Consider the following 24579-nt stretch of genomic DNA (forward strand, 5'->3'; position numbering starts at 1 on the left):
TTTTTGCCGCAGCTTCACCCAGGCGCATCCACGGCGCATTTGCGGCAAGCGTGCCGCCCGCAATCCCCCGCCCCCCACAAGGAGTCCCAATGAGCAACGACGCAAGCCGCGATTTCATCGACAATCTGCCCGAACTTGGCCCGAACGAAACCTTCTGCTTTGACTGCAATCCCGAAGTGCCCTGCTTCAATCGCTGCTGCGCGGAGCTCACACTGCCGCTGACCCCCTACGACATTTCGCGCCTGCGCCGCCACCTGGGCATGGCCAGCGATGCTTTTCTCAACACCTTTGCCACCATGCGCTCCTTTCCCGACACGGGCTTTCCCCTGCCCATGCTGCGCATGCTGGACGGCCCGGAAGAACCCTGCCCCTTTGTGACGCCTGCGGGCTGTTCCGTATATGAGGACAGGCCCGGCGCCTGTCGCTACTACCCCATCGGGCGCGGCACAAAAATGGCGGCCGATGGGGTGGCCGAGCGCTTTTTTATCGTGCGCGAACCCCATTGCCACGGGTTTGACAAGGGGACCAGCCGCACCCCGCAGCAGTGGATGGAAAATGAAGAGCTGCACCCCTTCAATGAGGCCAATGACCGCTATATGCGCCTGATGGCCATGGTGCGCGCTACCGGCAAACCCCTTGAAGCGCGCATGGCCACCACGGCCGTGCTGTGCCTTTTTCAGATCGACAAATTCCGCGAGCTTATCAGCGCCATGAACATATTCAGCCATGTGGCCATTGACGAGGCACGCAAAACAGCCATTATGGAAGACAGCCAGAACGGAGACGTGGCGGCCCTGTACTTCGCCCTGGACTGGCTGGAACTGATCATATTCGGGCAAAGCCGGGGCCTTGCAAAAAAATAGCCATGCGTCTTTTTTCACAATAACACGAAAAGACACGCAAAATAACACGAAACCAAGTAACAAGGTGCGTTTTTCAGTTATTTTATGCCAACCACCTGAATTGATTGGCCCAAAAGAGCCCTGTAAAGGTAGCATTTTCTCCACGCAAGACACAAAAAACTGCCGCTCGTGATAAATTTCTTTTACAAAAACAAAAGAATGTGTCACGGTAATTCTGTGTATGGGATAAGATTGGCACTTTTCATTTTACCGTGAAAAAACCGCCAGTTACCACCACCGGGCTGCACCGGGGCGCGCCGCGCAGCCACAAGTGCCCGTACACGTCATTGTTGGGGCCATGACCTACGGCCGCTGGCCGGCCACAATCGTATTGGAGGAGAGTATGAGTTTTGGCAGACAAGTGTACGAGTTTCTGCTGAGCGGCTCACAAGCCTACGCGAAATGGGATCTGGAGGTATCGACCTCCATTCTCAAAAACCGCAAAAAACTGCTGCTGCTTCTGGCGCTGGCGGTTCCGATTCTTGCGGGTTGCCTTGCGGAAGCCTATGAGTACCACGAAATGCTGGGCGGCAAATCCGCCTATGCGCCCGCCTTTTACACCACCAACATCTTTCTGGCGTCCATAGCTGTGGGCCTTGCCGCCGGTCTTATCACGGGGTGTATCGGCGCTGGCGGCGGCTTTATCATTACCCCGGCCCTCATGGCCGTGGGCGTCAAGGGCATCTTGGCGGTGGGCACCGACCTGTTTCACATTTTCGCCAAGGCCATCATGGGCACCACAGTGCACAAAAAGCTCGGCAACGTGTCGGGCAAACTGGCCGTGGCATTTCTGGCCGGGTCCATCATCGGAACATTCATCGGCGGCGCCATCAATAAAGGCCTTTACAACGCCGACCCCCTGCTGTCTGAACTGTTTATCAGCAGCATCTACGCTGTTCTGCTGGGTTTCCTTGGATTTTACGCATTGTTTGACTTTTTGAAGAGCTCACGCGGCAGCGCTGCCGCAAGCCAGGACGCCCACGGCGGCAGCTCCGGCATGACCGGGCTTGCCGTGAAGCTTCAGGGCCTGCGCATGCCCCCCATGATTTCCTTTGATGAAGACCTCGTGCCCGGCGGCCGCCGCATCTCCGGCTGGATCGTCGCGGCGGGCGGCGTCTTTGTGGGCCTGCTGGCCGCCATCATGGGCGTGGGCGGCGGCTTCGTCACCTTCCCCATGTTCGTGTACATCTTCGGCGTGTCCTCCATGACCACGGTGGGCACCGATATTCTGCAGATCATCTTTACCGCCGGTTTTGCCGCCATTGGTCAGTATGCCATCTACGGCTACGTGTTCTACACCCTGGCCATCGGCATGTTGCTTGGCTCGCTGCTCGGCATCCAGGTCGGCGCTCTGACCACCAAGGTGGTCAAGGGCATCCACATCCGTGGCTTTTACGCCATCTCCATCATTGCCGGTTTTATCAACCGCGCCGCCACCCTGCCCAAAAAGCTGGTGGAAATGGAAGTGCTGAACTGGTCACCCAAGGTTGTGGGCGTTATCGAAAACGTGGGCAACGTCGTCTTCTGGGTCGTTGTGGCGTTCTTCGGACTCTGGGTATTCAGCAAATTCTTCCTTAATATCGGCAAGCTCAGAGGGGAGGCCTGATTATGCTCGTACATGCTAAAGCACCCTTTATCCGTGGCTGCCTGCTGCTGATCTCGTTTCTGATACTTTTTGTCGTCATGCTCATGCCCCTCATGAAGGATGAGCTTGGCAATCATATGACCGGCCTGCAGTATGCGGACAACGTGTTCAATGAACTGTCCAAGGGGTCTTCCTACTTCATTCCCGGTGTGCGCAACAGCGTCAAAACTGTGGACGGCAAGTCTGTTCAGCTCAGCGTCAAGCTCAAAAAGGCTGATCTGGCCGTTCTGGCGGGACAGGTGCTTGAAAAGTCCGGCGCCACTGACGTGCGCGTTGAAGACGGCAAGGTCAGCTTCTCCGGCAACCTCGGCGTTATTCTGACTTCTGCCACCGATGACGCCGACAACCTGTACAACAACAATGCCGATGCCGTTTCGCAGAAGTACGATGGCGAACCCGCCCTCAAGGTCGCAGCGGCCTGGTGGTACGTGCTTTCGCCCTGCATCAAGGAATTGCAGAAGCAGTACAAGATCGGAGAAGCCCAGGTGGTCGACAACGTGTTGCGTCGCGCCATTGAACCGGGCAACAACTTCTTCAGCGTACCGGCCGCCAAGGTTTCCGAGCACCTCATTCTCATGAGCGCCATGCTCATCTTCTACGTGCTCTATACCCTGTGGTACGGCTTTGCCATCTTCGAACTTTTCGAAGGCATGGGCCTGGCCATGACCAAGTCCAAGGTAAAGCAGGAAAGTTAAACTCTCCCTGTTCGATGAGCCAGACGGGCTGCCCTCACGGGCAGCCCGTTTTTATTACCTGGGGCACAAACAAAAACCGGGCCGTGCCTTACAGCAGCGCACACAACAATTCGGGCAGATTAACTTTGAAATGCTTCACATTTCAAAGTCTTCATTCAGCCGGAAATGCGATTTGCGGCTGAATCCACGCCACGTTGTGGCGCGCTGCACTTTCGTGCAACGTTAGAGCATTTACACTTTTTCAAAGTTAAAATGCTCTAGCGCCGTTTTCAGGCCGGAGCCCCCTTGCCATAGCGGCACGTTCACAGACAGCAGAGCTCCCACGCCGGCGTACCAAACAGCCCCCTGAAAATACGCATTCTTCACGTATACAGCTCCCCGTTGCGACGCGTATCAGCGCAAACCAACGCTGTATGCCGGCACATAAAACGCCCTTGGCGCGTATAACAACAAAACAACGTGCCCTTGCATCACGCGCAACATACCAGCCCAATTGAATTTTGTTTTTTTGCGATACATTCAACGGGCCATAATTGCTGACTATACATAAAAGACTTGCTGCATTCACGCAAATCCGGCAACTGTCTTCATTGACTAACTGATAAACTTGTCTTACTCAACTTGCTAACATTTCTGGCATAATATCAGCCAGCCATGCAGATTTTCCTGTCATGTCAACAACTGTTTTCCAGCTTTGTATAAAAGTCTCAGCGCGCTTCATGAAAATCGCCATGTCCCCCCTCTATGGAACGCTTCGGGCTTCACTGCCATAGCGAAACTACCAGGGCCTGTAGCCGCAAAATGAGAATGAAATGACCAGCGTCAACACTGTCTCCCTTTGGAACTCAGACATTGCGGCAGCCTTTACCAATGCCATGCGGCATAGGGTGAACGTACGCGTCAGATGCTGCATTCTTAATGACGGCAAACCTGTGGATATGATTCTGCACGGCAGGTTTCGCAGAGTTGAGGGGCGCGAAGTGCAGTTCGTGGTACGGCACAAGGAAATTACGCCGGGAAAATGCAAATCTGAAGAGAATACCTGTGAGTATTTCTTCTGTCTGGAAGACATGACGCCCTCCGGCAGAGTTCGCCTTGGATATCAGGGGCCAGGCATGGTTCTTGACATCGGCTACAGCGAAAAAAACGAACTGCGCAACCTGTTTTTGCGCCTTGCCAACACCTGTTCCACGCGCCAGATGCGTCGGGACAGAAGGATACGCTGGAGCAATGAGCGCAGCCGCCTCGCGGGGGTTATGCCCCTTGATGAAGTGCCCGCCACCAGAGTGGAACTGCGCGACCTGCTGACCAGATACTACAACTCCAGCCAGCCCAATCCCCTGCCCCTGGTAAACCTTTCCGCCAGCGGCGCGTGCGCCTGCGTCACGGAAGAAGTTGCCCAATATTCGCGGTCCGGCAGCATTTTCTATCTGTTCTTCATTGTTCCCAGCAAGGCTCCGGCCTCTGCCCCTCCCCACATCTTTCTGTCAAAAAAAATGGGCATCTCCCGCAACGTGTGCGAAGAAGGCACGGGCCTGCGCCTGTTGTTCGCTGAAGAACTCAACTGGGAATCCTCAGGCCCCAATCTCCTGTGGAGCGACATCGTCGCCACGGGTTCTGACCGCCTGCGCGCCTGCCTTGATGATTATCCTGAGGAAGAAGACGAAACCGTGCTGACTGCCTGATCTGCCTGCTTGAAACCCTGCCTGCCGCAATTACCGGCCCTGCCGCCCTACCATGCCCTCCCGTGCCGCACCCGGGTTTTCCCCCGGTATTCTCGCCCGTTTTATGACGCCCGGACGCCCGTTTCCCGCCCGACGCCTTGAGCATTTCGCCGGATTCCCACAGGACAGAACGCCATCAAGCGCATGCCTTCCTGATGGGTACTCCACGCCCGCCACAGCGCATACGATGTTCATCTGTCGCGCAAGGTCGTTTATGCCACGCCCGCCTGGCGCGTAAAACGGCGTGCAACGGCGCAACCGGCAGCGCAGGCCTTTTACGGCGGTCCGATCCGCAGTCATCTGGGCACGTTCAATGCGCGCGCCCTGAACCGTCAGAAACATATGCTCTTCATGGCACTCAATTTGCATAATTTTCGGCATCCGCCTTGGGCGGAAAGTTTGACCACACCCGCGCACGCGGCCACATCATAGAGGATACCGCCATGGAAATTTCCGGCATCAATGCATTCCACCCCTTTACGTTTACGCGCACCGACAAGGACGATTCCGGTTCCACCCCCGCCGCAGTGCAGGATGTGGTCAACCTGAGCGCGCCCAAGCTGCTGGAAGACCACGAGGTGGATTCCGTTATGGACGACACCCTGAACATGATCGCGCAGGACAATGTGGCCGCGCTTTCGGTTCATGGCGGACTGAGCCAGAACCGCGTTTACGCCCTGCTCGGCATCTAGAGCAGATTAGCTTTGAGAATGTACATTCTCAAAGTTTAAGACACGCTCACTACGGCGTTTAACCACGCAGATAAACCGCGCTTACGCCTCCTTGGCGAAGGTCTGCTCCCGCAGCCGTCAGAGCAATTTGAAAGTTGAATTGCTCTAGATCAGATTACCTTTGAAATGGTGCACATTTCAAAGGCGCCATCTTGCCGAAAATGTGATCTTCGGCAAAATCCACGCCGCGTTGTGACGCGCGCGCGTCTTTGCGCATAAGCATCTTCAAATCCGGCCGCCCGCCATGGCGCGTAATGCCGCAAATACACTGCGCCCACGTTTTCATGGGGAGCGCCGCTCACGTACCCGCCGGATCATGCGACCACCAGAGCGCTTTCAAGGCGAAATTGCCTTGATCCCCCTGGTGCGGCCAAAAGTTGCCCCTGCATGCAGTGAAAATTTGACACCCCAGCAACCTTGGGGGTATCCTTGTCAGTCTGCGCAGGCACAGAACCCAGTTCTGTGCCGCGTTTTTTACCAACAGCACTGTATACCGCAGCCAGCACATGAGGACAGGGTGATGACCGATATCGACCGCCAGATGGCAATCATTAAGCGCGGCGTGGCCGAACTGATTGACGAAAACGAATTGCGCAAAAAAATCGCTCGCGGCACGCCCCTGCGTATCAAGGTGGGCTTTGACCCCACCGCGCCCGACCTGCACCTCGGCCACACGGTGGTCATGCACAAGATGCGTCATTTCCAGGAGCTGGGCCATCATGTGGTTTTTCTTATCGGCGACTTCACCGGCCGCATCGGCGACCCGTCGGGACGCTCCGAAACCCGCCCGCCGCTCACCGAAGAACAGGTGATGGCCAATGCCGAGACTTACAAAAAGCAGGTCTTCAAGATTCTTGATCCCGAAAAGACCGAGGTGGCTTTCAACTCGGCGTGGCTTGGCAAAATGGACGCCGCCGGCTTCATCAAGCTGGCCTCCAGCTATACCGTGGCCCGCATGATGGAGCGCGACGACTTTGAAAAGCGCTTTCGCGAGCAGCGCCCCATATCCATTCACGAATTTCTCTACCCGCTCTGCCAGGGCTACGACTCCGTCGCCCTCAAGAGCGACGTGGAAATGGGCGGCACCGACCAGAAGTTCAACCTGCTCGTGGGCCGTACCCTTCAGGCCCATTACGGCATTGAAAGCCAGTGCATCCTTACCATGCCCCTGCTGGAAGGCACGGACGGCGTGCGCAAGATGTCAAAATCCTACGGCAACTACATCGGCATCGACGAAGCGCCCTCCGAAATCTTCGGCAAGGTCATGGCCGTTTCCGACGAACTCATGTGGCGCTACTACGAACTGCTTTCCGCCAAAAGCCTTGAAGACATCGCCGGCCTGAAGCAAAGCGTGGCCAAGGGCGAAGTACACCCCAAGGCCGCCAAGGAAGCCCTGGCCCACGAGATGGTCAGCCGCTACCACAGCCCCGGGGACGCTGACGAAGCGCAACAGGGTTTCAATGCCGTTTTTGCCGGGGGCGGCGTTCCGGACGATATGCCCGAACACCAGTGCCAGAGCGGCGACGACAGCACGCCCCCCGCCTTTCTTGAGGCCGCGGGCCTGGTCAAAAGCCGTGGCGAAGCCAAAAGGCTCATGAAGGAAGGCGCGCTTGCCATTGACGGCCAGCGCTGCGAAGACGCCCTGAGCCCTCTGCGCCCTGGCGAATATGTGGTCAAACTTGGCAAAAAGCGCTTTTTGAAGCTCATTGTCGGATAGGGCACTGTTTATTTGAAATGCTTTGTGGGGGAGGGACCCTTTTGCAAAAGGGTCTCCTCCCCCACACCCCCACCCCCCAAAACTCTTATTGTGTTTGAGCATGGCACAACGAGTTTTCTGCTTTGAGGCGGGACTTCAGAGACAGCGACCTGCTGGCATCACACCATCCCAACGTTTGTTTGCTTTTAGAGCAATTTCACTTTGAAATTGCTCCAGCGGATGCGGGAGCAGACGCCCGCAGGGCTTGCCTGAACCGTTGACGGAACCGTCTTACGGGGCAGGACAGCATCGCTACGGATGCTTAAAGCGTTGTGACGCAGGCTTAAAGCGTTGTGACGCAGGAAACTACGCTTGAAGACAGCATGCGTAACGACACGGCTTGTCCCATGCAATCGCTGTCGCCATCCGTAAGCCCTGCGGGCGCGTTAGCCGTTGCAGCGTCAGCGGCTTACGGATAACGACAGCGACTCTTTGGGTAAGATTTTGCGTAACTCATTGCCGTCTTTATCCGTAGCTTCCTGCGTCACAACGGCTAAAGCAACGGCTGCCGCGAAGACAGCACCGCTATTTATTTGCGCGGTTACGCGCTGAAGCGGGCGTCTTGGAAGCATTGGGAATGGATATTCTCAATGCGAAAATGCTCTAAAAATGCGCCCGCGGGCGGCTGTCGCCGCCTGATTTTGACCTGGGTTCAGCGGGCCAGCGCCATCTCCGCCGCGGCGGTGGCGTGCAGAAGGGTTGTATCCAGAAGGGGAAAGTCCCCGTCCTGAGGAGGCACCAACAGGCCTATCTCTGTGCAGCCAAGCACCACTCCTTGCGCGCCCCGTTCACGCAGCCCGTCAATGACAGTCAGAATTTTTCGCCGCGACGCGTCCTCAATGCGGCCCAGGCACAGTTCCTTGAAAATAACGTCATTGATCATGGCCCTGTCCCGAGCTTCGGGAATGAGCACCTCTATGCCCCGCCGCCGCAGTACGCCACAGTAAAAATCTTCCTCCATGGTGTAGCGTGTGCCCAGCAGGGCCGCCTTGACTATGCCCTGGCGCAGCAGCGCGTCCGCCGTGACTTCCGCCAGATGCAGCAGGGGAATGCTTACGCCCGCCGCCACCGCTGGGGCCACCTTGTGCATGGTGTTGGTGCAGATAAGCAGAAAATCAGCCCCGCCCCGCTCCAGGCTTCGGGCGGCCTCCACCAGAATGGCCGCCGCATCGTCCCAGCGCTCCTCGACCTGGCAGACTTCAATTTCCGCAAAATCAACGCTGTACAGCAGGCACTTTGCCGAGTGCAGGCCACCGAGCCGCTGTTTCACAATACGGTTGATTATCTGGTAATAGGAAACCGTACTTTCCCAGCTCATGCCGCCGAGCAGGCCGATGGTTTTCATGTATGCTCCATGTTGTTAACGGATACAGCGCCGCCTGTGCGCCTCGCTTTTGTTTTACGGTCTTTTGCTCTAGTCTGCCAAGTGGAGGGCATATGCAAAAACTTTACGTAGCCATGGTGGGGCTGCCAGCGCGCGGCAAATCCACCCTGGCCAGACGCATTCGCGATGGCCTTGTGGCCGAGGGCATTCAGGCCAGGCTTTTCAATAATGGCGACCTGCGCCGATCCCTTATGGGGGCGGAATCCACCAATCCCGATTTTTATAATCCCACCAATGTCGCAGGCCGCGAAGCCCGCGAAATGATCTGCCGCCGCAACATGGACATGGCCCGCGACTGGCTGGCCGAGGGCGGCGAGGTGGCCATTCTGGACGCCACCAATGTGAGCCGCGCCCGCCGCCGCATGATTGAAAGCACGCTTACCGACTATCCGGTGCTGTTTGTCGAATGCGTCAACGAAGACCAGCTTTTGCTCACGGCCTGCATCCGGCGCAAGACCACTCTGCCGGAATACGCGGCCTACAGCGAAGAAGAGGCGCTGCAGAGCTTTATGAAGCGCATCGGCTATTATGAGACGATCTATGAGCCTCTTGAAGACGAAAAGTTCTGGCTTTGCGTGGATTCCACCGCAAACAGGATTCTTGCCGAGCGCCCCTGCGAGGGCTCGCCTTTTTATCCGGCCATACGCGAGATTGTGGTCAGCGCCTGGGTGCACTGCCTCTACCTTGTGCGCCACGGACAAACGGAATTCAACGTGCGCGGCCGCATCGGCGGCGATCCGCCCCTGACGCCCAAAGGTCGCGCCCAGGCCGAGGCCCTGGCGCGGCATATGCGCCATAAGGAAATTGACTGGGTTTTCACGTCCACGCGGCTGCGTTCGCACGAAACGGCCACGCCGCTGCTGGCCGAGCGCCCCGGAGCCCATATCATGGCCTTCAAGGAATTTAACGAGATCTGGGCCGGCGATTGCGAAGGCATGCTGTACAGCGAAATACGCGAAAAAATGCCGCAGGTTACCGCCGGGCGCAATGCCAACAAGTTTTCCTATGCCTATCCCAATGGCGAAAGTTACGCCATGCTGGGCGAGCGCGTGCAACGCGGCCTGCGCCGTGCCCTTTTTCTGGCTGGCGACACTCCCCTTGTGATCGTGGGACATCAGGCCATCAACCGGGTGCTGCTGTCGCTTTTTTTGCGCCAGCGCAGTGAGGACGTCCCCTATATCTATATCCCCCAAAATCAATACTATCACATCAGCCTTACCCCCCGCCGCAAGGTTTTTGAGCGGGTTGCCTATCAGGACGATAACAGGTAATGCCTGCCCCTGGCTTTATTATTGGCAACGGGTTTTTATTTTTCAGCACATGTGAAGATCGCCTGGCGCGCGACTTTGCTCTGTCCTTTGGGGCACACCTGATTTTTCAGATAATAATGTCAAGTTTAAAACCTTATAACCGATAAGTATATATGCTGTCGCCGTGCGTGTTGCCCTGGGGACAAAGAACGAAGGAACGCCATGAAACTGCAAACAAAGCTTTTGACCGGGTTTATTGCCTCAGCCCTGATCACGCTGGTGGTGGGCATTTTCGCCGCTACGCGAATGCACGACATGACCAAGGCCGATAATTTTCTCTTCACGCACGCAGTGGAGCCCATGGGAGACCTGCTCAACATCTCGGCCTATTTTCAGCGTATCAGGCTTAATTTACTGGATTTTGCCACTACGAGCAATGAATCCTCAAAAGAACGCGCACGCACCGTCATTCCCCAGTTTCGCGCCATCATCGACAGCAGCGCCGCAAAGGTTGAATCCACCCTCATCTCTGATGAGGCGCGCAAGATCATGGCTGCTTACAAGGTGCGCCGCCAGGACTTCAGAAAGATGACCGATGAGGTCATGGCCATGGCCGAGTCAGGCCGAAAGGATGAGGCGTATGCCCTGCTGAGCGGCAAAGGCAGGGAAACTTCCACGGTCTACCAGAACATCATTGACGCCCTTGTGGCCTCCAAGCGTGAGCAGGGCGCTCTTTTGGCCAAACACAATGCCGAACTGGCAGACACGTCCAGCTATCTTCTGTACGCGGCCCTTGGTTTCGGCCTTTTGCTTTCCATCACCCTGGGTGTTTTGCTGACCCGCAACATCATGCGCCAGCTTGGCGAAGACCCCGGCTATCTGGCTGGTGTGGCCAGCGAAATAGCGAGCGGCAACCTTGACGTGAACTTCCGGGCGCAAAAACGCCCCGGCGGCGTATACCATGTGATGCAGAACATGGTTGCCACCATGAAGGAAAAAATAGCCGAGGCCGAAGAAAAGAGCACAGAAGCCGCCCAACAGGCGGAGCAGGCGCATGCGGCCATGGAAGAGGCCCAGGCCGCCAAGGACGAGGCCCTGCACGCCAGGGCCGAGGGCATGTTGCAGGCCGCCAACCAGCTTGAAAACGTGGTGAATGTCCTCACCTCCGCGTCCGAAGAACTGTCCGCGCAGATTGAACAGTCCAGCCGGGGCTCTGACGAGCAGTCGCAGCGCATCAGTGAAACAGCCACCGCCATGGAACAGATGAACGCCACCGTGCGCGAAGTGGCCAGCAACGCCGGGCACGCGTCGGAAATGTCCGGCAAGGCTCGCACCCAGGCCCAGGAGGGCGAAGCCATCGTCACCAAGGTGGTGCACGGCATTGGCGAGGTTTCCAGGCAGAGCCAGGAAATCAAACAGGACATGGACACGCTCAGCCATCAGGCCGAAGGCATCGGCCAGATCATGAACGTCATTTCCGACATCGCGGACCAGACCAACCTGCTTGCCCTCAATGCCGCCATCGAGGCTGCCAGGGCGGGCGACGCCGGGCGCGGCTTCGCTGTTGTGGCCGACGAGGTGCGCAAACTGGCCGAAAAGACCATGGCAGCCACCCATGAGGTAGGCGCGGTCATCACCGGCATTCAGGAGGGCACCCGCAAGAGCGTGACCGGGGTGGACCTTTCCATCAAGACCATTCAGGAAGCCACCAATCTTGCCACCCAGTCAGGCCAGACCCTGCGCACCATTGTTACCCTGGTGGACCAGACCAACGATCAGGTACGCTCCATTGCCACAGCCAGTGAGGAACAGTCCGCCGCCAGCGACGAGATAAACCGATCCGTGGAACAGGTTGCCGCCATATCCAGCCAGACTGCATCGGCCATGGGCCAGGCCTCGCAGGCCACGGCCGAGCTGGCGCGGCAGTCACAGGTTTTGCAGCGTCTTATCAACGAAATGAAGTCTGAAAGCAGCCAGGGCTAGAGTATTTTAATTGGGTAATGCTTTGTGGGGGAGGGACCCTTTTGCAAAAGGGTCCCTCCCCCACGCCCCCCCCCAAAACCTTTATTTCTGGCATAGCGCAACAAGCTTTCTGATCTCAAGCGCGGGTTCCAGAGGCGGGGGCTTCAGAGACAGCCCTTCCCGGCATGACGTCATAATCAGGGCCGCGCACGCATATCGTGCGCGGCCCTGATTTTTGCGGCCTGAAGGCGTTTACGAATACAATGAGCAAGTGGAAACCACGCTGCCCCAGACAGTGTCGTCACGAGATGAATTTCCTGTTATATCAAGGAGAACGAGCCTTTTATGCAGGGAGTGTACTCTGATGGTACTTGGCCGGAATAAAAGGCGAAGTTCGACGCAGAAATAACTGGAAAGGCGCTCGTGACGGCACTGTCTAGAGCAGATTAACTTTGAAAATATACATTTTCAAAGTTTGAGGCACGCTCACTTCGGCGTTTAACAGCGCAAATAAATTGCGCTTACGCCTCCGTAGCGGGCGTCTGCTCCCGCATCCGCCAGAGCAATTTCATTATGAAATTGCTCTAAAATCTTCAGCATTCAAGGCATCCGGCCAGACGGTTGAAGACCGTCGGTTCGGCCTGCCCCACCCGCACGTCCAGCACATCGTGCAGCTTGCTCACCTGTTTCACTATCTGCTCCATGCGTCCGTCATCCTTGACCACCAGCCACATGCGGCAGGTGGCCCCGTCGGCCTCGGGCGTGACAAGTATCCCTTCAAGGTTATAGGCGCGTCCGGCGAACAGGCCGCAGATATGCGACATGACGCCGGGATGGTTGTTGACGCTCAGGCGCAGCATGGTAAGGGCGTTTTTTATGGAACTGCTCATGACGGAATCCCCTCGATCATTTGACTGTTGGCCGCTCCTGGCGGCACCATCGGAAAAACTTTGTCTTCTGCCCGCACCTGCACTTCAATCAGGCAAGGACCGGGTTTGCCAAGAAATTCTTTCAGCACGCGCTGTGGGTCTTTACCGGCAGCAAGTCTTGCCGCGGGCAGGCCAAACCCCTTGGCGATCTGCACAAAGTCCGTGCGGGTGGTATAGGCGGAAGCAGTGATGCGCCCGTCAAAGAAAAGATCCTGCTGTTGCTGCACAAGCCCCAGCCCGTTGTTGTTGCACAGGATGATTTTTACATTGGCCCCGGTTTCAGCGGCAGTGGCCATTTCCTGAATATTCATGAGCAGGCTGCCGTCGCCGGTAAAGCAGACGGCAACGCCCCCGCGCAGTTCCAGCGCCGCGCCTATGGCTGCGGGCAGGCCAAAACCCATGGTGCCCAGGCCGCCGGACGTGAGCCACTGACGCGGGCGGTTCATGGGGTAGGCCTGCGCCACGCGCATCTGGTGCTGGCCCACGTCTGTGGCAATGACAGCGTTGTCATCCAGCAGTTTCGCCACATGACGGATGATGCCGTAGGGGGAGAGGATGTCGTCCTCCCTGTCAAAACGCAGCCCGTGCGCGGCCTTGCGGGCATCCACGCGTGCCAGCCACGCGCCACGATCCCGCGGCTTCACCAGGGGCATGAGCGCCCGCAGGGCCTGCTCGGCGTCCGCCGTCAGGCCCACCTGCGGCATGCGCAGCTTGCCCACTTCGCTGGCGTCGATGTCGATATGGATAAGGCCGCTCTTGGGGCAAAAACTGTCCAGACGGCCTGTGGCCCTGTCGCCCAGACGAGCGCCAACCACCATGAGCACGTCGCATTCCTCCACAAGCATGTTGGAAGCACGCGCGCCGTGCATGCCCAGCATGCCCACGGCAAGATCATGCCCGTGGGGCACAACGCCAAGACCGCGCAGGGACATGACGGCCGGAATGCGCTGCTGTTCCATAAACTCCAGCACGGCGGCTGCGGCCTGTGGGGACGACGTGCCGCCACCCAGCAGGAGCAGCGGCCGTTCCGCCGCGTTGAGAAGCTCGGCGGCCCTTGCCAGGGACGCGCTGTCGGGCGTGGGCATGGGCGTGGCCCCGCCGGGTTCGGGCAGGCTTTCCACCTCGATGGAGGCCACCTGCACGTCACGCGGAATGTCCACAAGCACCGGGCCGGGGCGGTCGCTGACCGCGATGGAAAAGGCCTCGGCAACGACATGCGGCAGATCCTCGGGCGAACGCACGAGAAAATTGTGTTTGGTAGCCGGGATGGACATGCCGTAAATGTCCACCTCCTGAAAGGCGTCGGTGCCTATCATGCTTTGGGGAACCTGGCCGGTGATGCAGACCAGGGGCACCGAATCCATGCGGGCGTCGGCAAGAGCCGTAAGAGTATTGGTGGCTCCCGGCCCTGATGTGGCGAAGACCACGCCGGGGCGACCCGAGACCCTGGCCATGCCCTGCGCCATAAAGCCCGCGCCCTGCTCGTGGCGTGCCAGAACATGGCGGATCTTGCCGCTGCGCCCCAGCGCGTCGTACAAGGGCAGATTGAAACCGCCGGGAATCCCGGCAATACGGGTGACCCCCTGATTTTCCAGCAGGCGTATGGTTAATTCGGCTCCGGTAAGACGTAACATCGCCACAAGGCTCCTTTTGCGTTGGCTGGGGCTTGCTGGCGGTCTTCGGGTGTAAAAAAACCCCGCCAGCTCGCGCCGGCGGGGTTCACATATACCTTTTGTTCTTCCCTGCTTATGACGCGCCTAGAGATCGGTCCCGTACTACTAGGCCGACCATAACGAGGCAAACCATGCCGCAGAAGAAGAAAGAAGTGTTGTACATTGTCATACCGCCTGTAAAATTACAGCCGAGTCCGCCAGCTTGTCAACAGATTTGCGACGGAGTTTTCAATCAGCCCCGGCCGGACGCTCCCCTGACCTTTTTCTTGCCTTTGGCCGGGGGCGTCAGCAGGCGCACGGCGCGCACTTCGTCAATACGCCTCCTGTCCATGCGCGTGATTTCCAGATCCCACCCCTGATAGTGCAGGTGCTCGCCCTTTTCGGGTATGCGCCCAAGCCGCTCCAGGATGAACCCGGCCAGGGTCGCGCTGTCGAGACGCTTGGGCAGGCTGATGCCAAGCCAGCTGGCAAAAAGGTCGACCGTGAGCCTGCCGGGCATGACCCAGCTGCCGTCGGGTCGGCGGCAGGCTTCCGGCCCGGCGGGCATGTCGCCCATCTGTCCGGCCAGCACGCTCAAAAGCTCGGCCGGGGTGATGATGCCCACCACGCTGCCGTATTCGTCGCGCACAAAGGCCAGCGGCGAGGGATGGGTGCGAAAATCCTCCATAATGGCAGGCAGGGGCGTATGCTCGAAGATGGTGGGGGCTGGCCGGATGAATTTGGTCAGATCCCATGGCCCTTCAGGCTGCTCTCCTTCGCGCATGAGGATGTCGCCAGGATGCACCACGCCAAGCACCTCGTCGGTATCGCGGCGCAGCACAGGCAGCCATGCCAGCCGTGACGCCGCGGCATGCCTGCTCACTGTATCCCTGTCGGCATTGCTGTCCAGCCAGTTCACGCGCTGGCGCGGCACCATGATAAAGCGGGCCGTGCGCCCGCCAAGGCGAATGACTCGGGCCAGCATGGCCCGTTCTTCCGGCGCGAACAGCCGTTCCTTGCTTTCTCCCGCCAGGGCGGCTGCGTCAAGCTGGGCATCACCCTGCCCCGGCGCGCTGCCGCCCAGAATATTCAGGATCACGCGGGCCGTGGACTCGCGCATGTCACGCATGCTGAAACGTCTTCGGCGGTTGCGCAGCGCCCACTGGTTGCACATTTCCACCAAAAGGGAAAACACAATGGCCGCGTACATGTAGCCCTTGGGAATATGGAAGCCCAGACCGTCGGCCAGAAGACTCAGGCCGATCATGAGCAGGAAACCCAGGCACAGCACAATGACCGTGGGGTGGCGCTCCATAAAGCCAAGCAGGGGCCCGGCGGCCATGACCATGATGCCCATGGCTATGACCACGGCCAGCATCATGATGGTGACATGTTCCACCATGCCCACGGCCGTGATGATGGAGTCCAGCGAAAAAACCGCGTCCAGCACCACCACCTGAAAAATTACCTGCCAGAATCCGGGATGGTGTTCTGTTTCTCCGGTGTATCTGCCGCTGTGGCCTTCAAGCCGGTCATGCAGCTCCATGGTGCCCTTGAGCAGCAGAAAGACGCCCCCGGCCATGAGTATGAGGTCACGCGCTGAAAAGCCGTGCCCCCCAAGCACGAACAAGGGCGTGACCAGGGTGGCCAGACGGGCCATGACGGTGAGCAGGATCATGCGCATGAGCAGGGCCAGCCCAAGCCCCACCAGGAAAGCCTGCCGCTTGCGGTCGCCGGGCAACCTTCCCACAAGAATGGAAATAAAGACCAGGTTGTCCACGCCAAGCACCACTTCCAGCAGTACCAGCGTGCCCAGACCGGCCCAGGCGGAAAGCTGCGTCACCCATGAAAATTCCAGCATATATACGGCTCCGGGGCTGTGCCCCTTCTTGTAAAACAGACTCCCGGCGGCCATGGCCGGGCGTGGCCTCAAAAAGACAAAAGAGGGCCGAAGCCCCCTTTTGTCAATAGTCCGCTACGCCCGAAGGCGCGATATCCCGCTCAGAGTGACATTGAAATGCTTCACATTTCAATGTCGTCATTCTGCCGAACAATGCGATTTGCGGCAGAATCCACGCCATGTTGTGGCGCGCAGCACTCTCGTGCGGCGTTGGAGCATGTCCCCTTTTTCAAAGGTACAATGCTCTGTGGCCCGACAGGCGAACCTGTCCGGCTCTGGCGAATCAGATGTAATTATTCGGCGGCAAGCTGAATGCGTTCAAAACCGGTGACGGTGATTTCATCACCAATGGTCTTGCCGGTTTCACGCACGATGTCGCTGATGGTCTTCTTGTCGTCGCGGATGTAAGGCTGTTCCATAAGGCACACTTCCTTCTGGAACTTCTTCACGGCGCCGTCGGCGATCTTGTCCACGATGTTGGCGGGCTTGCCTTCTTCCAGAGCCTTCTGGCGGTAGACTTCGCGTTCGCGTTCCACCGCGGCCTGATCCAGGCTGGCGGCGTCAAGCGCCATGGGGCTGGCGGCGGCCACCTGCATGGCGATATTTTTGGCCAGATCCTGCACTTCGGGCTTGGAGGCGCTTTCGGCCTTGCCGCAGGTCAGGAACACCAGCACGCCGATCTTGCCGTTGGCGTGGATGTACTGGCCGATGACGGAGCTTTCGCCGGGCTTGGTGTGACGGGCAAACTTGCCGATCTGCATGTTTTCGCCCACAGAGGCGATAAGCTGGGTCACTTCTTCACCCATAAGGGCTTCAAGGGCCACGGCGTCGGCAGGGGCATTGTCCAGCACGCTCTTGGCGAGCTTTGCGGCCATGGTCTGGAACTGCTCGCCACGCGCCACGAAGTCGGTTTCGCACAAAAGCGAAGCCATGGCCACGGTCTTGCCGTCGTCGCTCAGGGTCACGGTCACAAGACCTTCACTGGTGGCGCGGCCCGACTTTTTGGCAGCCTTGGCCATGCCCTTCTGGCGCAGCCAGTCCACGGCCTTTTCCAGGTCGCCTTCAACTTCCACCAGGGCTTTTTTGCAATCCATCATGCCAGCGCCAGTCATTTCGCGCAGTTCTTTTACCAGTTGAGCGGTAATAGCCATTGTATTCTCCAAAATGCGTCCGGCCTGAAGCCGGAGTTATCAAACAGGCTTGAATGTTGCGGTGCCGCATCCAAACAGGGGCAGCGCAGCCATCTATACTGGTTGCGCTGCCCCCAAAATGCGAAAGCAGAAAAGCCGGTTATTGGGCGGGAGCAGCTTCGGCCACGGCCTCGACGGCGGCAGCCTTTTGCATGGCTTCTTCAGCGTTGGAAGCTTCGCCCTTGTGGTCCTTGTTCATGGCTTCGCCTTCCATGCAGGCTTCGGCGAAAGCGGCCACAAAGAGCTTGATGGCGCGGATGGCGTCATCATTGCCGGGAATGATATAATCGATGACATCGGGGTCGCAGTTGGTGTCCGTGACGGCCACGATGGGGATGCCGAGCTTGCGGCATTCCTTGACGGCGATGTCTTCACGATGCGGGTCGATGATGAAGGCAAGCTGGGGCAGACGGTCCATGTTCTTGATACCGCCGAGGGTTTCTTCCAGCTTGTTCATTTCGCGTTCCAGAAGCAGGATTTCCTTTTTCTGGTAGCGGTTGATGCTGCCGTCGGCAAACATGACTTCCAGCTTCTTCAGGCGGTCAACGCTCTTCTGGATGGTGACAAAGTTGGTGAGCGTGCCGCCCATCCAACGATTGGTCACATAGTACTGCCCGGCGCGACCGGCTTCGGCGGCCACAGCTTCCTGAGCCTGGCGCTTGGTGCCGATAAACAGAACCTTGCCGCCCTTGGCAACGGTGTCCACAACTTTGTCGTGGGCAATGCGGAAGAGCTTTACGGTCTGCTGCAGGTCGATGATATGGATGCCGTTACGCGCGCCGAAAATGTAGGGACGCATCTTGGGGTTCCAGCGGCGGGTCTGGTGACCGAAATGCACGCCGGTTTCCAGCATTTGCTTCATGCTGACGTAAGCCATTGGGATTCCTCCAAAGGGTTGTTTTCTTCCACCCACGCCCTGACCCTGCAACCCGGCGTTGCGCCGCTGGCGCAAAAAGAACGCCGCCACACGCGGCATTCCACCGGGCACCCCGGGCCGCTGCCTGGGTGTGCTTGATAGAAAGGGAGTACATACATGATCGAACCACGCTTGGCAAGCCTGGGCGCTCCCTTTTTGACCGGCAATACGGCCCGCGGCGCAATTCTTTTGCGGTGACGGGCCATTGCGCCCTGCCGGAACAGACTCACGACCTGCGCCCTGCCGCCCCTTTTCAAACCCCGCCGCAGCCCTTATAGTCTGGATTCATTTGCCGTATACTCCAAACAGGCCCAAAAATTATTTGCAGGAATTACTATGAACAACAACGGTTTTACTCTTGTTACCGAACGGCATCTCCACGAAGTGGACGGCATGGCCCGGCTGTGGCTGCATGAAGCCACGGGCGCGCAACTGCTTTCCATCAGCAATACGGATGAAAACAAATGCTTTGGCGTGAGCTTTCGCACGCCGCCCACCGACTCCACCGGCGTGGCCCATATTCTGGAACACTCCGTGCTCTGCGGGTCCGACAAGTACCCGGTCAAAGAGCCCTTTGTGGAGCTGCTCAAAGGCTCCCTGCAGACATTTCTCAACGCCTTCACCTTTCCGGACAAGACCTGCTATCCGGTGGCAAGCTGCAATTTGCGCGACTTCTATAATCTCATAGACGTTTACATTGACGCCGTCTTCCATCCGCGCATCAGCGAGGACATCCTCAAGCAGGAAGGCTGGCATGTGGAAGCCCCCAGCGCAGACGGCCCCTGGTCCTACAAGGGCGTCGTCTATAATGAGATGAAGGGCGTCTATTCCTCGCCCGACTCCGTGCTCGCCGAGCAGAGCCAGCAGGCGCTTTTTCCCGACACCCTGTACAGCCTTGACTCCGGCGGCAATCCCGAGCGCATCCCCGACCTCACCTATGAGGCTTTTTCCGACTTTCACAGCAGCTACTACCACCCGAGCAACGCCCGCTTCTTTTTCTGGGGCGACGACCCGGAAACTGAGCGCCTGCGCCTTGTCAACGAAGCCCTGAAAGACTACACGGCCCGGCCCGTGGACTCTGCCGTGCCCCTGCAAAAACGCCTGGACACCCCGCGCCAGATTGAAGTGCCCTATGCCGCCTCCGAAGGCGAAAAGCGCGCCCTGCTCACGGTCAACTGGCTGCTGGGCGAACGCGGCGACGTGGATCAGGCCCTTCTTATGGAAATGCTGGAGCATATCCTTGAAGGCCTGCCGGGCTCGCCCCTGCGCAAGGCGCTCATCGCCTCCGGCCTTGGCGAGGACACGACCGGCTGCGGGCTTGAGACAGACCTGCGCCAGATGTACTACTCCACCGGTCTCAAGGGCGTGGCCCCCAGAGACGTGCCCAAGGTCGAGATGCTCATTTTTGAAACCCTGGCACAGCTCGCCGAAGAGGGCATTCCCAAGGCCGCGGTGGAAGCCGCCGTCAATTCGGTGGAATTCGCCTACCGTGAAAACAATTCGGGGCGCTTCCCGCGCGGGCTCTCGGCCATGATCCAGGCCCTGTCCACATGGCTGTATGACGGCGACCCCCTGGCCCCTCTTGCCTGGGAAGCTCCGCTGGAATCTCTCAAGGCGCGCATCGCTGCCGGTGAGCCGGTATTTGAGCAGGCCATAAAAGACTGGTTCCTGAACAACGAGCACCGCGCGGTTGTCGTGCTGCTGCCCGACACAAACCTTGGCAAGGCCCGCGAAGAGGCCGAAAAGGCCCGTGTGGACGCCGTGCAGGCAGCCGCCGACGCTGACGCCCGCGCCGCCATGGCGTCTGACACCCTGCGGCTTGAGGAAGTGCAGAGCGCGCCCGACAGCCCCGAGGCCCTCGCCAGCATCCCCGCCCTGGGGCTTGAGGATCTGCCGCGCCACAATGCGCCCATACCGCGCAACATTGTGGAACTGCCGGAACCCGCGCTGAGCCATGAACTGCCCACCAGCGGCATAGCCTACGCGACCCTCTTGCTGCCCCTGGCCAATGTGCCTGACCGCCTTGTGCCCCTGCTGCCCCTGTTTTCCCGCTGCCTGACCGAAATGGGCACCGCGCGCCGTGATTTTACGGAACTTGGCGCGCTCATGGCGGCCAAAACCGGCGGCGTGGGAGCCGACCCCCTGCTGGGAACCGTGCGTGAAAGCCGCCATACCGTGAGCTATCTGGGCGTCTCCGGCAAGGCCGTCTACGACAAGCTGCCGGACCTCTTCGCCATCATGCAGGAAATCCTTCTGGAGCCCCTCACGGATCAGACGGTCATTGCAGAACGCCTGGGCCAGATGCTTCTGGAAGCCAAGGCGCGTATGGAAAACGCCCTTCAGGCCGCGGGCCATGCGGCGGTCAGCGCCCGCCTGCGGGCGCGGTTCACCGGGGCGGGCGCTCTGGCCGAGCGCACCTCCGGCCTGAGCTACCTTGAAAGCGTGCGTTCCATGCTCGAACGCCTTGAAAAGGAACCGCAGACGCTCATGGCCGACCTGGAAGAATTGCGCGCCCGTATCGTGGCCCGGCCCGGCGCGATCTTTGACTGCACCGCCGAGGCGTCTGGCCTTGTTCTGGCCGAAACCCAGGCGCGCCAGCTGCTTCAGGCCCTGCCGCCGGTTCGCCCCGGCGCTGCCAGCGACATTGGTGAAGCCCCCATGAGCCTGCCCGCAGCCGAAGCCTTCATCGCTCCGGCCCAGATCAACTATGTGGGCAAGGCCGCCAACATCTATGACCAGGGCTATGTGTACCACGGCTCGGCCAGTGTTATCCTGCGCTATCTGCGCATGGGCTACCTGTGGGAACGCGTGCGCGTGCGCGGCGGCGCGTACGGGGCCTTTTGCAACCTGGACCGCATGGGCGGCACCCTGGTGTGCGCCTCCTACCGCGACCCCAACGTGGACGCCACCCTTGAGGCTTTTGACGGCATGGCCGAATTTTTGCGCGGCTTCGCGCCGGACAAGGCCCAACTGACCCAGGCCATCGTGGGGGCCATTGGCGACCTGGACAGCTACCTTTTGCCCGACGCCAAGGGCGCGCAGTCCCTGAGCCGTTGGCTCACCAACGATACGGACGCCGCCCGCGCGATCATGCGTGAAGAAATCCTTTCCACCACTGAAAAGCATTTTCGCGAGTTTTCCGAAGTGCTGGCAGAGGCCGCCAAAACCGGGCACATCTGCGTGCTGGGCGGCCCCAAGGCTGAAGCCGCCGCCAAAGAACACGGCTGGCAGAGCAGCAAACTGATATAAGGAAACGCTGGTTTATTCCGTTTGGCGGACTTGCTTCACTTTTTTTGAAACAGCCGAGGGCGGAAGAGTCCACTCCTGCTTCAAAAAACGATCGCGCCTTGCCAAACGGAATAACTGCACGTTTCCAGGAGGCTCTTTTAGAGCAATTTCTCTTTGAAATTGCTCTGGCGGATGCGGGAGCAGACGCCCGCCGCGGAGGCGTAAGCGCAGTTTACCTGCGCGGTTAAACGCCGGAACGGGCGTCTTGGAAGCATTGAGAATAGATATTCTCAATGCGAAAATGCTCTAATCAGTGTTTTCATAATTGCCAAACGAGGAGCGGGCCTTGGCCCGCTTCCCCGCCGCTCCGCCCATTCCCCTTGTTGGAGATTCCCTGCCGCCAGAGCGGCCCCGCGTCAGGACCGCGCTGATTTCATTGAATTATTACCAAGTGATAATGGAAGAATCCATGCGCCTGCTCTTCTGTACCCATGCCATAGATAACGGCGGCTCCGGCCGCAGCCTGTTCGTGCTGGCCCGCCAATTGTCGCACCGGCACGACATACAGGTGCTCAGCATGCTGCCTCCCGATCCGTCCAAGGCAGCTCTGGGCAACTACGCGGCCCTGGGCATCCCTGTACATGTTTTTCCCCATCCGTCGCTGAGACTTGTTTACGCGGGTTGCGCCGCGCCGCCTGAAGCCACCGCGCAGGGGCTGCCCTCGGCCCCGGGCCTGCCGCAAACCTTGTCCGCCTGGGCCGAGGCCGTCTGCTTTAACGGTTTTCCCTGTACAAGCCTCATCCCTTTCTTTCCAGAACAGCGCAAAGTGCTCATCGCCCGTGAAGTGGTGCTGGAGGAATCGCCGGAACTGGACGCCACGGGCGTGTTCTTGCGGCAGCACCTTCACGCGGCGGCAGCCATCGGCCCGGTGGAAGCCCGCCAACTGGCCCGGTGGGGCATTCCGCACAGTATCATATATAATTCTCCAATGAAGCCGCCGCGCTTTCACCCCCTGCCCCCGGCGCCGCCCGTGCGTTTTGGCTTTTTCAGTGAACTGCGCCCGCAAAAAGGGCACGACATCCTGCTGAATGCCTGCCTTGAGGCCGCGACGGTTCTGCGCGCCCTCAGGGCTGAAGTCCATTTCTACGGCGTGGACGCCACAAGGACGGATCATCCCCTTGTGGAGCAGGTTATGGCCTTTCTGGCGCGTACGGGGCTTGAAGACGTTGTGCGCCTGCACGGCTGGACCGACAATGTGGAGGAAGCCATGCTGTCCATGCACTGCGTGGTCAAGCCGGACGGCGCCGGCCATCCGTGGACGCGGGACATCATTGAGGCCCTTTCGCTGGGACGCCCGGTCATTGCCACCGGCACAGAAGAAGGCTTTATCCGGCATGGCGAGAACGGTCTTTTGCTGCCGCCGGGCAACGAATACGCCCTGGCCGCCGCTCTGGCGCGCATGGCTGAAAACCCCGCGGTGCTTGAACTGGCGGGCAGAAAAGCCGCCGCCACGGCAGCGGCCCTTTTTCATCCCATCCGCAACGCGGCAGGCATTGAACGTCTGCTGACGGGGCATAATCGCGGCCATGCCTGATCATTCCCGGCCGCCCCGCTCCGGGGCAGAGACATGCCCCGCGCCGGAGCGTTCCGGCGGGCAGAGGCTTGGGGGCCGCATCGCCGCTCCGTCCTTCGTCATTGCCGCCAACGTCGCCGACAACGCCCTGTTTCTGGCCCACAAGGTGGATGAGGTGGGCCTGTGCCTTTTTGAAACGCGCGGCTGCCTGGACTATGGGCCGGACGATTTGCCCGCCGCCCTTGCCGATCTGCCCCTGCGCTGGCATGCCCACCTGCCCGTGGACCTGCCCTGGCCCGCCCGCGTGGCCGCAGGCACGGCCCACCCGGCCCGCGAGCCCGCCCGGCTGGCTCTGGCCGTGCTTGACAGGGTTACCACCCTTGTGCCCCACATGACCTTGCGGGCCGCCGTGCTGCACCCGCCCGAGGGGTCCCCCGCGTTGCAACGCCGCATGCTGGCGGATTTTGCGAACCGCTGGCACGCGCAGGAGCATGCCGCGCCGCCCCTGCTGCTGGAAAATGTGGCGCACAGTGATGTGCTCTGTCTCGGCGGCAGCTTCCTCGCAGACCACGGCCTGGGCCTTTGTCTGGACGTAGGGCACCTCCTGGGCTATGTTCAAAAAGGATTGCTGCACTCCGCACTGCCGCGCCAGGCGGCCATGCTGCACTGGAGCGCTCCGGGCAGCGGCGACCGGCATCTGCCGCTCACTGCCCTTACGCCGGAGCAGCGGCATATCGCGCAGAGCCTTATGGCTGACGCGCCGTCAACAGCCACCCACATGGTTGAAGTTTTCAACTGGGACGGCCTCTCGGCCTCATTGCCTGTTTTGGCGGCCCTTGCGGGCGAATCCCGGTGACATGGCAGCTGGCCCGAAAAGTCCCTAGAGCAGATTTACTTTGAGAATGTCCATTCTCAAAGTCCAAGACACGCTCGCTTCGGCGCATAACAGCGCAAATAAATTGCGCTTACGCCTTCGCTACGGGCGACTGCTCACGCAGTAGCCAGAGCAATTTCAAGCGGCAGCCGTTAGGCGACGAAGAAGCCTTACGGATGGCGACAGCATCGCTAGTGAAAATGCTCTAACGGCCAGAAAATGAAAACCGCGCTGCCGCATAATCAGGGGCCAGTCCCCCGGAGGATGA

At 59.3% G+C, this 24579-nt stretch carries 18 protein-coding genes; 12 read left to right on the plus strand and 6 right to left on the minus strand.

Going from position 1 to position 24579, the window contains the following annotated elements; genetic code table 11:
- Window positions 1-89 precede the first annotated feature (89 nt).
- The 7 genes from ACZ5DH_RS10830 to ACZ5DH_RS10860 all read left to right on the plus strand — a co-directional run bounded on the left by ACZ5DH_RS10830 (window position 90) and on the right by ACZ5DH_RS10860 (window position 7872).
- A complete protein-coding gene (locus ACZ5DH_RS10830) occupies window positions 90-863 on the plus strand; it encodes a YkgJ family cysteine cluster protein (protein ID WP_464254289.1) in 774 nt (257 codons plus the stop codon).
- Between the two features lie 382 nt (window positions 864-1245).
- Entirely contained in the window at window positions 1246-2508 is a 1263-nt protein-coding gene (locus ACZ5DH_RS10835; RefSeq protein ID WP_464254290.1) for a sulfite exporter TauE/SafE family protein, read from the plus strand.
- A 2-nt stretch (window positions 2509-2510) separates the two neighbouring features.
- A complete protein-coding gene (locus ACZ5DH_RS10840; protein WP_464254291.1) occupies window positions 2511-3242 on the plus strand; it encodes a hypothetical protein in 732 nt (243 codons plus the stop codon).
- Between the two features lie 812 nt (window positions 3243-4054).
- Entirely contained in the window at window positions 4055-4927 is an 873-nt protein-coding gene (locus ACZ5DH_RS10845; protein ID WP_464254292.1) for a hypothetical protein, read from the plus strand.
- 482 nt (window positions 4928-5409) lie between these two features.
- A complete protein-coding gene (locus tag ACZ5DH_RS10850; RefSeq protein ID WP_464254293.1) occupies window positions 5410-5658 on the plus strand; it encodes a hypothetical protein in 249 nt (82 codons plus the stop codon).
- Window positions 5659-6217: 559 nt separating this feature from the next.
- The gene (gene tyrS / locus ACZ5DH_RS10855; RefSeq protein ID WP_464254294.1) at window positions 6218-7414 is read left to right on the plus strand and encodes a tyrosine--tRNA ligase; all 1197 of its coding nucleotides are present in this window, start codon (window positions 6218-6220) and stop codon (window positions 7412-7414) included.
- Between the two features lie 332 nt (window positions 7415-7746).
- Entirely contained in the window at window positions 7747-7872 is a 126-nt protein-coding gene (locus ACZ5DH_RS10860) for a hypothetical protein (protein WP_464254295.1), read from the plus strand.
- 233 nt (window positions 7873-8105) lie between these two features.
- Here the strand turns inward: ACZ5DH_RS10860 and ACZ5DH_RS10865 are convergent, their stop codons facing one another.
- The gene (locus ACZ5DH_RS10865; protein ID WP_464254296.1) at window positions 8106-8798 is read right to left on the minus strand and encodes an aspartate/glutamate racemase family protein; all 693 of its coding nucleotides are present in this window, start codon (window positions 8796-8798) and stop codon (window positions 8106-8108) included.
- A gap of 92 nt (window positions 8799-8890) precedes the next feature.
- Here ACZ5DH_RS10865 and ACZ5DH_RS10870 point away from each other — a divergent pair, with 92 nt between their 5' ends.
- Both ACZ5DH_RS10870 and ACZ5DH_RS10875 read left to right on the plus strand, forming a co-directional pair.
- Window positions 8891-10108 (plus strand): bifunctional nucleoside/nucleotide kinase/histidine phosphatase family protein, encoded by a 1218-nt coding sequence (locus ACZ5DH_RS10870; RefSeq protein ID WP_464254297.1) that lies wholly within the window; start codon window positions 8891-8893, stop codon window positions 10106-10108.
- 201 nt (window positions 10109-10309) lie between these two features.
- The gene (locus ACZ5DH_RS10875) at window positions 10310-12070 is read left to right on the plus strand and encodes a methyl-accepting chemotaxis protein (protein ID WP_464254298.1); all 1761 of its coding nucleotides are present in this window, start codon (window positions 10310-10312) and stop codon (window positions 12068-12070) included.
- Window positions 12071-12642: 572 nt separating this feature from the next.
- On the opposite strand, the gene ACZ5DH_RS10880 is transcribed toward ACZ5DH_RS10875, so the two are convergent.
- The 5 genes from ACZ5DH_RS10880 to rpsB all read right to left on the minus strand — a co-directional run bounded on the left by ACZ5DH_RS10880 (window position 12643) and on the right by rpsB (window position 18597).
- Window positions 12643-12939, minus strand: a complete 297-nt coding sequence (locus ACZ5DH_RS10880; protein ID WP_464254299.1) for an ACT domain-containing protein — start codon at window positions 12937-12939, stop codon at window positions 12643-12645.
- Entirely contained in the window at window positions 12936-14612 is a 1677-nt protein-coding gene (ilvB, locus tag ACZ5DH_RS10885) for an acetolactate synthase large subunit (protein ID WP_464256543.1), read from the minus strand. Before ilvB ends, ACZ5DH_RS10880 begins: the two co-directional genes overlap by 4 nt.
- Before the next feature lie 271 nt (window positions 14613-14883).
- Window positions 14884-16491 (minus strand): TerC family protein, encoded by a 1608-nt coding sequence (locus ACZ5DH_RS10890; protein ID WP_464254300.1) that lies wholly within the window; start codon window positions 16489-16491, stop codon window positions 14884-14886.
- 332 nt (window positions 16492-16823) lie between these two features.
- Window positions 16824-17681: a translation elongation factor Ts gene (gene tsf, locus ACZ5DH_RS10895; RefSeq protein ID WP_464254301.1), complete on the minus strand. Its 858-nt coding sequence runs from the start codon at window positions 17679-17681 to the stop codon at window positions 16824-16826.
- A 139-nt stretch (window positions 17682-17820) separates the two neighbouring features.
- Complete coding sequence (gene rpsB, locus ACZ5DH_RS10900; RefSeq protein WP_464254302.1) at window positions 17821-18597, minus strand: 30S ribosomal protein S2; 777 nt, start codon at window positions 18595-18597, stop codon at window positions 17821-17823.
- Between the two features lie 375 nt (window positions 18598-18972).
- On the opposite strand from rpsB, the gene ACZ5DH_RS10905 reads away from it, so the two are divergent.
- The 3 genes from ACZ5DH_RS10905 to cbiR all read left to right on the plus strand — a co-directional run bounded on the left by ACZ5DH_RS10905 (window position 18973) and on the right by cbiR (window position 24293).
- A complete protein-coding gene (locus ACZ5DH_RS10905; RefSeq protein ID WP_464254303.1) occupies window positions 18973-21885 on the plus strand; it encodes an insulinase family protein in 2913 nt (970 codons plus the stop codon).
- A gap of 325 nt (window positions 21886-22210) precedes the next feature.
- Window positions 22211-23458, plus strand: a complete 1248-nt coding sequence (locus ACZ5DH_RS10910; RefSeq protein ID WP_464254304.1) for a glycosyltransferase — start codon at window positions 22211-22213, stop codon at window positions 23456-23458.
- A complete protein-coding gene (cbiR, locus tag ACZ5DH_RS10915) occupies window positions 23451-24293 on the plus strand; it encodes a cobamide remodeling phosphodiesterase CbiR (protein ID WP_464254305.1) in 843 nt (280 codons plus the stop codon). The genes ACZ5DH_RS10910 and cbiR overlap by 8 nt, the downstream gene beginning before the upstream one ends.
- The last annotated feature ends 286 nt before the right edge of the window (window positions 24294-24579 follow it).

It is taken from the genome of Desulfovibrio simplex (assembly GCF_055387835.1).

Bases quoted from the DNA above. Each gene is read 5' to 3' on its own strand.
- ACZ5DH_RS10830 (WP_464254289.1), top strand. From the start codon at position 90: ATGAGCAACGACGCAAGCCGCGATTTCATCGACAATCTGCCCGAACTT.
- ACZ5DH_RS10835 (WP_464254290.1), top strand. From the start codon at position 1,246: ATGAGTTTTGGCAGACAAGTGTACGAGTTTCTGCTGAGCGGCTCACAA.
- ACZ5DH_RS10840 (WP_464254291.1), top strand. From the start codon at position 2,511: ATGCTCGTACATGCTAAAGCACCCTTTATCCGTGGCTGCCTGCTGCTG.
- ACZ5DH_RS10845 (WP_464254292.1), top strand. From the start codon at position 4,055: ATGACCAGCGTCAACACTGTCTCCCTTTGGAACTCAGACATTGCGGCA.
- ACZ5DH_RS10850 (WP_464254293.1), top strand. From the start codon at position 5,410: ATGGAAATTTCCGGCATCAATGCATTCCACCCCTTTACGTTTACGCGC.
- tyrS (WP_464254294.1), top strand. From the start codon at position 6,218: ATGACCGATATCGACCGCCAGATGGCAATCATTAAGCGCGGCGTGGCC.
- ACZ5DH_RS10865 (WP_464254296.1), bottom strand. From the start codon at position 8,798: ATGAAAACCATCGGCCTGCTCGGCGGCATGAGCTGGGAAAGTACGGTT.
- ACZ5DH_RS10870 (WP_464254297.1), top strand. From the start codon at position 8,891: ATGCAAAAACTTTACGTAGCCATGGTGGGGCTGCCAGCGCGCGGCAAA.
- ACZ5DH_RS10875 (WP_464254298.1), top strand. From the start codon at position 10,310: ATGAAACTGCAAACAAAGCTTTTGACCGGGTTTATTGCCTCAGCCCTG.
- ACZ5DH_RS10880 (WP_464254299.1), bottom strand. From the start codon at position 12,939: ATGAGCAGTTCCATAAAAAACGCCCTTACCATGCTGCGCCTGAGCGTC.
- ilvB (WP_464256543.1), bottom strand. From the start codon at position 14,612: ATGTTACGTCTTACCGGAGCCGAATTAACCATACGCCTGCTGGAAAAT.
- ACZ5DH_RS10890 (WP_464254300.1), bottom strand. From the start codon at position 16,491: ATGCTGGAATTTTCATGGGTGACGCAGCTTTCCGCCTGGGCCGGTCTG.
- tsf (WP_464254301.1), bottom strand. From the start codon at position 17,681: ATGGCTATTACCGCTCAACTGGTAAAAGAACTGCGCGAAATGACTGGC.
- rpsB (WP_464254302.1), bottom strand. From the start codon at position 18,597: ATGGCTTACGTCAGCATGAAGCAAATGCTGGAAACCGGCGTGCATTTC.
- ACZ5DH_RS10905 (WP_464254303.1), top strand. From the start codon at position 18,973: ATGAACAACAACGGTTTTACTCTTGTTACCGAACGGCATCTCCACGAA.
- cbiR (WP_464254305.1), top strand. From the start codon at position 23,451: ATGCCTGATCATTCCCGGCCGCCCCGCTCCGGGGCAGAGACATGCCCC.